Origin of the sequence: Novosphingobium sp. UBA1939, from assembly GCF_002336885.1 — a bacterium.
GTDB lineage: Bacteria > Pseudomonadota > Alphaproteobacteria > Sphingomonadales > Sphingomonadaceae > Novosphingobium.
Genome location: NZ_DDFB01000017.1, coordinates 1 through 9521, shown reverse-complemented (window position 1 = coordinate 9521; position 9521 = coordinate 1). Strand labels below are relative to the sequence as shown.

8 protein-coding genes and 1 pseudogene are annotated in these 9521 nt (G+C 67.6%); 2 read left to right on the top strand and 7 right to left on the bottom strand.

What is annotated here, in order from left to right:
- A partial coding sequence (locus B3547_RS03345) for a DUF2339 domain-containing protein (RefSeq protein WP_292960159.1) occupies nt 1–1467 on the bottom strand: 1467 nt, incomplete at its 3' end.
- 137 nt (nt 1468–1604) lie between these two features.
- Here B3547_RS03345 and B3547_RS03340 point away from each other — a divergent pair.
- The gene (locus B3547_RS03340) at nt 1605–2747 is read left to right on the top strand and encodes a sterol desaturase family protein (RefSeq protein ID WP_292960157.1); all 1143 of its coding nucleotides are present in this window, start codon (nt 1605–1607) and stop codon (nt 2745–2747) included.
- A gap of 37 nt (nt 2748–2784) precedes the next feature.
- A complete protein-coding gene (locus B3547_RS03335; protein WP_292960155.1) occupies nt 2785–3369 on the top strand; it encodes a TetR/AcrR family transcriptional regulator in 585 nt (194 codons plus the stop codon).
- Between the two features lie 2 nt (nt 3370–3371).
- On the opposite strand, the gene alr is transcribed toward B3547_RS03335, so the two are convergent.
- From alr to B3547_RS03305, 6 genes and pseudogenes are all read right to left on the bottom strand, one after another.
- Nucleotides 3372–4646 carry an alanine racemase gene (gene alr, locus B3547_RS03330; RefSeq protein WP_292960152.1) on the bottom strand — a complete coding sequence of 425 codons (1275 nt, stop codon included), beginning with the start codon at nt 4644–4646 and terminating at the stop codon, nt 3372–3374.
- Entirely contained in the window at nt 4646–6199 is a 1554-nt protein-coding gene (locus B3547_RS03325; RefSeq protein ID WP_125953460.1) for an N-acyl-D-amino-acid deacylase family protein, read from the bottom strand. Before B3547_RS03325 ends, alr begins: the two co-directional genes overlap by 1 nt.
- 150 nt (nt 6200–6349) lie before the next feature.
- Nucleotides 6350–7603, bottom strand: coding sequence for an MFS transporter (locus tag B3547_RS03320; protein ID WP_292960144.1), 1254 nt, complete (start codon nt 7601–7603; stop codon nt 6350–6352).
- The gene (locus tag B3547_RS03315; protein WP_292960141.1) at nt 7604–8428 is read right to left on the bottom strand and encodes an SDR family NAD(P)-dependent oxidoreductase; all 825 of its coding nucleotides are present in this window, start codon (nt 8426–8428) and stop codon (nt 7604–7606) included.
- Nucleotides 8429–8552: 124 nt separating this feature from the next.
- Nucleotides 8553–9260, bottom strand: coding sequence for a YoaK family protein (locus B3547_RS03310; RefSeq protein WP_136957676.1), 708 nt, complete (start codon nt 9258–9260; stop codon nt 8553–8555).
- Nucleotides 9261–9279: 19 nt separating this feature from the next.
- Nucleotides 9280–9521 (bottom strand): annotated as a pseudogene (locus B3547_RS03305) (hypothetical protein); the annotation flags it as partial.

Below are 9521 nucleotides of genomic sequence, written 5' to 3'. Positions count from 1 at the left end.
CCACACATGCTCCGCATGGCGCAGTCCGAGCAGCGGCGCGGCCACGGCGATGCCCGCCAGCTCGACCGCGCGTTGCAGGCGCGCGGGCGCTTGCCACAGCCTTGCCAGCAACGGTCCCGCATGAAGCGCGGCGAGCGCCAGCCCCATGGTCAGCAGCCAGCCGGTTTCCGGGTGGGGCCAGAGCATCAGCAGGATAACGGACAGCGCCGCGCTCAGTGTCGGCACGATCGCCAGGTCGCGTTCGCGCCAGGCGAGGAACTGGCCGGCGGCGGCGATCAGCGCGAACAGGCCCCAGTGCAGCGGCAGGAACCCGCCCAGCGCGACCAGCAGGCCAAGCTGCGCGGCGCCGATCACCGCGGCGGCGGACCGCAGCAGGCGTTGCGCCGCGCCGGCAAAGGCGAACAGCGGCAGGACAATCGCCAGTAGCATCACGAAGCCGCCGATCGACAGCGCGCCCACCGTTTCCAGCGCCTTGCCGGCCAGGATCAGCCACAGGCTCCATCCGGCGCCGCCGAGCAGGGCCAGCAGGGCAAGCCACGGCCAGCGCTGCGCCCGCGCCACGCCGGCCAGTCCCGCGATTGTGAAGCCGAGATAGACCGCGAGCATCGGCACATTGGCGTCCAGCCCCACCGTCAGCGCCGGCGCGGCAAGGCCGCCCGCCAGCCCCAGCACGGCGCTGGGCATGCCGTGGCGCAGCGAGAGCCACAACGCCCCGCCCGTGACCAGCGCAAGGCCCGCGAACGCCGCGAGCGGAGGGATGAGATGATAGAGGTTCGCGGCCACCAGCAGCGCCGCATAGAGCGTGGAGATACCGGCGCCGGACAGCGCCTGGCTGACGCGCGGATCGGCCACCTTCTCCCGCGCGCGCCATGCCCATTCGGCCGCGCCGATCAGGCCAAAGCCGAACAGCATGCCGCAGACCGCCTGCACGCCGGGGGTGAAGATCCGTCCGAAAAAGCCCTGGTCGATGGCGTATTTGACAATCAGCACGCCGGCGATGGCGAGCGTGATGCCGCCGGCCCAGATCGGCAGCTTGCGGCCGAACAGTTCCTCGAAATTGATCGCGGCGCGGCGCATGGCCGGGGCGGGTTCCGGCTCTGCGGCTTGCACCGGAAGCGGATCGGCGGACGCTTCCACGGCGGGTTCGGCCGGGATTTCCCAGGCCATCGCCGGTAGTGTTTCGGCAATGGGTTCGGGCGGCGAGGGAGGGGGCGTCTCGATTTCGGGTTCGGGTGCCGCTTCCGCCGGTGTTTCCGGCTGAGCGGGAAGGGCCTCGGCCACCATCGGTAAGGGTGTTTCCACCGCCGGCTCGACCGATTCGACGCGTGGCATCGCGCCCGCCGCGATGCGCCGGCGCAGCTCGTCCTCCACCAGCCGCAGGCGGCGCTCAAGCTCGGCAATCCGCGATCGGGCGCCCAGCAACAGCGCTCCGCCCACGAACACGATCAGCGTGAGGATCAATCCCATCACCGGTTCTCCTTGGGACCGGATATTACCCGAAAAATTATCATTGTTCAATTTAATAATAGACAGTGTATAATTTGACGCTATCGTAGCGTCGGTGCCGCATGGAATCGGCGTATCCGCAAAAGGGGATGCCTGCGATGAGCAGAGGATACTGGCAAAGTCTGAAACGCGATCTGGAAGCGCCCATCGAGGCGCGTGGCTTCGGCACGGGCTGGTTCGCCGGATTTTTCGCGATCGTGCTGGCGATGGCCGGCCTGTGCTTCGTGGCGGCGCTGCGCTGGCCCGAATGGTTCGCCATGCCGGAACTGGCCAAGCTGCGCGACATGCAAGGCTTCCGTCCGTTCGTGCACCTGACCTTGCTCGGCGCCTATGCGCTGGCCTTGCTCAGCCTGCTGCTGCGCCCGCGCAAGGCGCTGGGCGGCACCGAGCTGGTGCTGGCGCTGGCCGCCTCGATCCTGGGCGGCGCGGCGGTTCAGCCGCGCGAAACGCACGACTGGGGCGTGTTCTTCGGCGTCGATTTCTTCGCGGTGAACATGATCGCCACCGGCCTGATGTTCGCGCCGATCGAGCGCATCTTCCCGCACCTTGCCAAGCAGCGCCTGTTCCGCACCGAATGGCGCGAAGATCTGTTCTATTACCTCGTCAGTTCGATGCTGGTGCAGTTCATCACCTTCCTTGCGCTGGCGCCGTCGAGCTACGTCAACACCCACTTCGGCTGGCTCGACCATACCCGGTCGGCCGTGGGCAGCCTGCCATGGCAGGTGCAGTTCCTGCTAGCCATGATCCTGACCGATCTGGCGCAGTACTGGTTCCACCGCCTGTTCCATCGCGTGCCGTTCCTGTGGGGCTTCCATGCGGTGCATCATAGCGCGAAGGCGATGGACTGGCTGGCCGGCGCGCGGATGCACTTCGTGGAGATCGTGCTGCTGCGCGGGGTAACGTCGCTGCCGCTGCTCACGCTCGGCTTCGCGCCATCGGTGATGCAGGCCTATGTCGGGATGGTCTATGTCTATGCCTCGCTGGTCCACGCCAACCTGCGCGGCGATTTCAATGTGCTGGGCAAGTTCGTGGTCGTGCCGCGCTTCCACCACTGGCACCACGCGATCGAGGCGGAAGGCGTGGACAAGAACTTCGCCATCCACTTCCCCATCCTCGACCGGCTGTTCGGCACGCATTATTTCCCCGACAGCCAGTGGCCCACCGGATACGGCGTTCCCGAAAGCGTGCCCAACGGCTATCTGGCGCAGATGAAGTATCCGTTCGTCCGCCAACAGGGATGAACGGATGAGCACGCCGGAATGAATACGCAGGGCTGACATGGGCCGCCGATCCGATCACTCCCGCCCCGAACTGCGCGAAATGATCGTCGCGGAAGGGCATCGCCAGATGCTGGAAGTGGGCTTCGCCCGCTTCTCGGCGCGGGAGGTTGCCAAGCGGATCGGCTATTCGATCGGCACGATCTACAACGTGTTCGGCACCTACGAGGGCCTGATCCTGGCGATCAACGGCCGCACGCTGGACCTGTGGCGCGACTATCTGGAAACGCGGCTGGCCGGCGAGCAGGGCGACCGTCTGAAGCGCGCGGTCGACGCCTATTTCGAATTCGCCGTGGTCAACCGCCATGCCTGGGCGGCGCTTTATGATTTTCGCCTGCCGGACGACATGGAACCGCCGGAAAGCTATGCCCGGCAAGTGACCGCGATCTTCGAGATCGTGGTGGCCGAACTTGTCGCCGTGCTGCCCCCGGAGCGCAGCGAGGAAGCGCCCGCGCTGGCGCGATCGCTGCTGGCGACCGTCCATGGGCACTGCTTCTTCACCATGAACGGCACGTTCCGTATCCTGGGCGAAACCGATCCGCTCGCCGCCGCGCTGGCCCGTGTGCGCGAGGCGGTGAGGGGATAGGCTCAGCCCGCCTTCAGCACGCGCGGCAATGTCGCGCCCATCACGGTCAGCGCTTCGGGTCCATAGACGCTACCGTTGCGTTCGAATTCCGCCTGCGTGATCCGTTCCGCCCCTTGCGCGCCGAACAGCACGACCTCGTCATCGAGCCGGACCTTGTCCTGCCAGCCGGTGACGTCCGCCATCATCGTGTTCATCGTCACCCGGCCGACCACGGGGAAGCGCCGGCCGCCGATCAGCACTTCGGTACGGTTGCGGCTCTCCGCCTCGAACTCCGGCCGGTTGGCGTGGCTGAACCCGCGCCGGTAGCCGTCGGAATAGCCGATCGGAATGTTGGCGAGCCAGCTTTCGCGATCGAGGCGGTAGGTGCGGTCGTAATTGACCGTCTGCCCGGCGGGATAGTGGTTCACCGCCGTCACGCGGGACTTGATCGCCATCGTCGGCTGGAACGTGTCGGTCTTCGTGCTGCCCGGATCGCCATAGATCGCGCCGCCCACGCGCACCATGTCGAGCCGGGTTTCGGGATGCTCCAGCGTGGCGAAGGTATTGGCGGTGTGGCGCAGTAGCGGGCGGGTATCGAGACCCGCCGATGCCAGCCAGCGGAGATCGTCCTGAAAGCGCCCGAGCTGGCCGAGGATGTCGGCGGCTTCCTCGCTGGGATAGTGGGTCATCGCCCCGGTCACGCGCAGACCCTTGAGCGCCAGCAGCGCGCGGGCGTCGGCCTGGCCATAGACGCTCGAAAGCTCCACGCCGTTGCGGCTCATCCCCCCCGCGTTGAGGGCGATGTGGACCGTAAGCGGCCCCTTCGGCTTGCCCTTGAGCCACAGCGCCTGAAGCCGCTCGGCGGCCAGCGGATTGGCGATCAATTCGGTGATGCCATGGGCGAAACCGTCTTCCATCTCCTCGGGCGTGGCCGTGCGGATGCGGATAAGCCGGCCGCGAAAGCCGAGCTGCCGCGCGACGCGCGCCTCGTCGTTAGAGGTGATCGCCACGTCGCTCACGCGCTTGCGCAGGATCGAAGGGATCAGCAGCGCGATGCCGTTGCCATAGGCATCGGCCTTCATCACCGCGCACAGGCGCGTGCCGCCGGTCCACTGGCGCACTGCGTCGATATTGGCCTCGAACGCGCCGGCATCCACTTCGATCCAGCCGTTGCGCCGGGCGGCGCGGGCAGGAGTCAGGCCGAAGTTGCCGGCCGACAGGATCGGTGCGGCCAGGGCGCGGCCGGCTCCGAAGGCTGCCAGTCCGGCGCCGGCCTTCAGCAAGCCGCGCCGCTGCATCACAGGCCGCCCCGCTTGAGGAACTGGCCCGGATAGCTGCCGGTCGCCTTGCCCTCGCGATAGACCATCACGCCGTTGACCATCACGTCGGAAACGCCCGTGGCCAGCGCGCCGGGGTTCTCCACCGTGGCGTGATCGGCGATGGTGTCGGGATTGAACAGCACCAGATCGGCCTTGTAGCCGGGCTTGATCAGGCCGCGCCCTTCCAGCCCGATGTGCTCGGCCGAAAGCGCGGTCATCTTGTGGATCGCTTCCGGCAGCGTCAACCGGTGCTGTTCGCGCACGTAGAGCCGCAGCACCTTGGCGAAGGCACCGGCCCCGCGCGGATGGCGCGATCCGACCATGCCGTCCGAACAGATGTTGCTGTTGGGCCAGGCGATGAAATCGGCGACGTCGGCGGGCGACATCGCGGTGCCGATCACCGCTTCCACGCGGTCGGCATCCGGATGCGCCTTGCGCCAGGCCTGGGCCGTCTGGATCAGCCAGAGATAGGTCGCGGCCGGCTCCTCGTGCCGCTCGGCGGCGATATCGGCGATGGTGTGGCCGACATAGGCCGGGTTGGGCGCATAGAAGCCAAGCAACATGCCGGCGGGCGTGGTCAGGTGCGTCAGCGCGAAGCGGGCGGCAGCGATGTCGGTGAAGTCGCGCTTGGGAAACAGCACGGTCAGCGTCGATTGCCAGTACTCGTAAGGATAGACGTCGGCCGTCACCTTGATCCCGCGCGCCCGCGCCGCATCCAGCTTGGCCAGCACCTTGCCGGCATCGCCCCAGCGATCGACCAGGCCCAGCTTGAGGTGCGAGATCTGCACGGGCACGCCGGTCTTCTCGCCCAGGTCTAGTAGTTCATCGAGCGCGGCGTCGAAGGTCAGGTCCTCGTTGCGCATGTGGCTGATGTAGCGCCCGTGATCCGCCTGCGTGGTGCGGGCGAGCGCGAGCAGTTCGCCATGATCCGAATAGATGCCGGGATCGTATTCGAGGCCGGTGGACAGGCCCAGCGATCCGGCCTTGAGATCGGCATCGAGCAGCGCCTGCATCGCGGTGACTTCGGCGGGCGTGGCGGTGCGCTTGTAATCCTCGCCCATCACCTTTTCGCGCAGATAGCCGTGCCCGGTATAGGCGGTGACGTTGACGGCGGCGGGCCGCGCGGCGAAGCGGGCGGCGGTTTCGGCGAAGGGGCCGTCGCTGCCCCCGTCCTGCCCGACGACCACCGTGGTCACGCCCTGCGCCAGCAGCACCGGCATCGCCCGATCGGCATAATCGCCGCGGTCGTGATGGCTGTGGCTGTCGATGAAACCGGGGGCGAGGGCAAGCCCGTCGCCCCGTATCACCGTGTCGGCGGGTGTGGCCGGCAGATCGCCGACCGCCACGATCCGGTCTCCATCCACGCGTACGGAAACCTTCTGCCCCGCCGCGCCGGACCCGTCGTAAACCGTCGCCCCGGTAATCAGCGTCGAAGCGCCTGCCGGTCCGGCGAAAGCCAGCGCGCTGGCCAGCGCCAGAACGACCCGCGCCGGAAAGATTATCCGGGATTGCCTTGAAATCAGTCCGCCCATGTCACCCCCTGCTGCCGGGGTGCCCGGTGCCCGCGATGCGGCCGCAAGACACCCGACAAACCCCCATGGCGATCCTATTCGCGCCCCTTCGCGCTTGTCACGCCTTTAGGAGCCGTCGGACGAATAAAGGTGGACCTATGCGACCGGAGGCTACCCGTGCCGCATTGCCCGCGCATAGTCCCCGCGGGCGAGGACAAGGCTGAGCGCGCACAGCAGGCAGGGCACCGGCATGATCAGCAGCGCCTTGTCCAGCCCGATCCTGTCGGCGATCATCCCGGTCACGAACGGCCCCGGCGCCAGGCCGAGCAGGTTGTTGCTGAGCGCCAAAACCGCCATCACCGTGCCGTGGATCGCGCGCGGCGTGAGGTTCGCGGCCATCGCCCCGGCAATCCCCGCCACGCCGGCCACGACCAGCAGCGCGCATCCGATCAGCGCGAGCTGCACGGCGCCCGGCGGCGAAAGAAAGGCGCCGGCAAAGAACACGGCGGCCATCAGCGCATAGACCAGCGCGACACGCGGCTTGATCGCCGGATCGCGCCGGGCAAGGCGATCGCCCACCACGCCGCAGGTCACCATGCCGATCGCGCAGACCAGCAGGAACAGCGCGGTCGTCCTGCCCGCGCGATCGATCGGCATGGCATAGTACCGGGTCAGCAGCAGCGGCAGGAACACGGAAAGCGCGCCGGCGCAGAACAGCTGGCTGCCGCTGGCGAAATAGGTCAGCCACAGCAGGCGCCGTCCGAACAGCTGGCGCCCCAGCACGCGCCAATCGAGCTTCTCGCGCGACGGGACGGGGCCGAGGCGGCTTTCGCGCACGATCAGCAGATAGAGCGCCGCCAGCGCCAGACCGGCTCCACCGATCGCCTCGAACGCGCTGCGCCAGCCGTGCGCCGCCGCGATCTGGCCGCCGACCGCCACCCCGACCATCTGCCCGACGACCGAGCCGGCGAGAAACGAGGAAGACAGCGTCGAACGCAGTCCCACCGGAAACACCGCAAGCACCACCGCGATGCCCACGCTGCCATAGGCCGCCTCGCCCACGCCGACGAGCAGCCGGGCGAACAGCATCTGGTGATAGCTCTGCGCCAGCGCGCCGCCCAGCGTGGCGAGGCTCCACAGCGTTGCCATCGCGAACAGGCTGCGCACGCGGCCGAACCGGTCGGCCGCCAGCGAGAGCGGAAACGTCAGTAGGCCCACCGCCAGCGCGACCACGCTGGACAGCGAGGCGACCTCGGCATCGCCCAGGTTCCATTCGGTCTTGAGCAGAGGGTTGACCACGTTGAGCACCTGCCGGGCCATGTGATCGGACATCAGCAGCCCGAAGCTCAGCGCGAACACGATCCAGCCATAGGCGCTTGTCCGCTCCGGGCCGGGCTGATCGATCACGACGGCCGCGTGCGCCATTCAGAACATTCCACCGTTGGGGCTGATAATCTGGCCCGCAAGGTAGTGGTTGTCGCCAGCAAGGTACAGCACCAGCCCCGCGTATTCTTCCAGCGATCCCAGGCGCCCCGCCGGCACAAACTGGAACATGCGGTTGCGTGCTTCGGGATCGAGCCGGGCAAGGTAATCGTCGAACATCGGGGTGGCGACGCCGCCGGGCGCGATCGCGTTGACGAAGATGTTGGCGCCCGCCACTTCGGCGCCGACCGAGCGGGTGAACGCGATGACCGCGCCCTTGGTGGCGGAATAATGCGGGCTGTGCGCGCTGTAAGCCGAAAGCCCGGCGATCGACGCGATGTTGACGATGCGTCCCTGCCGCCGCGGTTCCATCTGGCGCAGCGCGGCGCGGGTGCAGAAAAACACCCCGTGGACGTTCACGCCCCAGAAGCGCAGCCATTCGGTATCGGTCATGGCCGAGGTAAAGCCCAGCGAGCCGCGTTCGACAGGGGTTGTGAGCCAGGCGTAATGCCGGTTGCGCCGCGCCTCGTCGTCGGGGCCGCCCGGCACCAGCGCCGCGTTGTTGACGAGAACGTCGACCGGGCCGAGGGCTTGCGCCGTCTCCGCGAAAAACCGGTCAACGGCCGTACTGTCGCTGACATCGCAAGGGGAGGCGAACACGTCCGCGCCCATGGACCGCAGACCGGCGACGGTTTCTTCCAGCGCCGGTTCCAGCACGTCACACAAGGCAAGGCGCCCGCCGTCGGCGGCCAGCGTCTGCGCGATGGCACGGCCCAGACCGCGCGCCGCGCCGGTGACCACGCACACTTTTCCGTCGATCGACCCCATCTGTTCCGCCTTCGCTCGTCCCGCCCGCCGGCCGCGCGCGAATTTCCCGAGAACGTAGGTGGGTCGATGATCATTTCTTTCTTATTCGCGCCAATAACTTCTGTATTCGCGCCATCATACCGCGTTATCCGTTGGCGTGGGGCATGGCGGCGGCCGGATGGCGCACGCAGGCGAGCGTACCGCCCATGATGATCGCCCCCGCCACGCACAACGGCAGGGCAAGGCCGGCATGGATGACCATCAGCGCGCCCCCGGCCGCGCCCGCGAAAATGGCCAGGATCGCGCCGAGCCTGCGGGAAAGATTGGGATTGCCGCCACCCGCCAGATGGGAATCGGCGGCGATGCCGGTGATGGTGAGCGTCAGGACGGTGGTGGTGAGGTCCGGCACCTTGAGCTGGCGAACGGTGGCGTTGCGGAATCCCATGGCAATGGCGGTCAGCGCGATGATCGCGAACAGCGCGGCCTCCGGCTCCTGCGCCGGCACGCGGAAGGTCAGCGCCACTGCCGCCGCCAGCCACAAGGCTATGGTCTCGATCAGGGCGGAGATGGTCAGCCAGCGGCGCAGCGGCTCGCGGCCGAACCGCTGGCCGACCCGGCCCGCCAACAGCGCACCGCCGAAGAAGGCGAGCAGCGCGACCAGATAGGGCGCAATGCGGAAGCCGGGGGTGCCGGCGGCGGCGAAGCCCAGGAAGACGATGTTCCCGGTCATGTTGGCGGTGAACACCTTGCCAAGCCCCAGCACGCTGACCGCATCGACCAGCCCGGTGGTGACCGACAACAGCAGCAGCAGGCCCGGAAGGGGCGAGGTCGATGGTTTGCCGGATTCAGACATTGCTTGTTCTTCCTTGGTCCTAAAAGCGGAAATTGCTTTCGAAGCCGATCATGGTGATGCTGTGAGCGGGTCCGGTTTGGCGGATGAAAGTTCCTGGTGAGAAGACGGAGAGGGAGGCGGACAGTTCCAGTTCGGCGGTGGTTTGCCATGCGAGCGTGGCTTCGGCTTCCTTGCCGATGAAGCGGGCGTGGCTGGTGCCGGGCGCGCGGATCAGGTTGCCGGGAATGTCATAGACACCATCGCCGGCCGTGTAGCGCCAAT

What these genes read in the sequence shown, in the direction of transcription:
- B3547_RS03320 (WP_292960144.1), bottom strand. Translation starts at nt 7,603, where the DNA reads ATGGCGCACGCGGCCGTCGTGATCGATCAGCCCGGCCCGGAGCGGACA.
- B3547_RS03340 (WP_292960157.1), top strand. Translation starts at nt 1,605, where the DNA reads ATGAGCAGAGGATACTGGCAAAGTCTGAAACGCGATCTGGAAGCGCCC.
- B3547_RS03335 (WP_292960155.1), top strand. Translation starts at nt 2,785, where the DNA reads ATGGGCCGCCGATCCGATCACTCCCGCCCCGAACTGCGCGAAATGATC.
- B3547_RS03315 (WP_292960141.1), bottom strand. Translation starts at nt 8,428, where the DNA reads ATGGGGTCGATCGACGGAAAAGTGTGCGTGGTCACCGGCGCGGCGCGC.
- B3547_RS03325 (WP_125953460.1), bottom strand. Translation starts at nt 6,199, where the DNA reads ATGGGCGGACTGATTTCAAGGCAATCCCGGATAATCTTTCCGGCGCGG.
- alr (WP_292960152.1), bottom strand. Translation starts at nt 4,646, where the DNA reads ATGCAGCGGCGCGGCTTGCTGAAGGCCGGCGCCGGACTGGCAGCCTTC.
- B3547_RS03310 (WP_136957676.1), bottom strand. Translation starts at nt 9,260, where the DNA reads ATGTCTGAATCCGGCAAACCATCGACCTCGCCCCTTCCGGGCCTGCTG.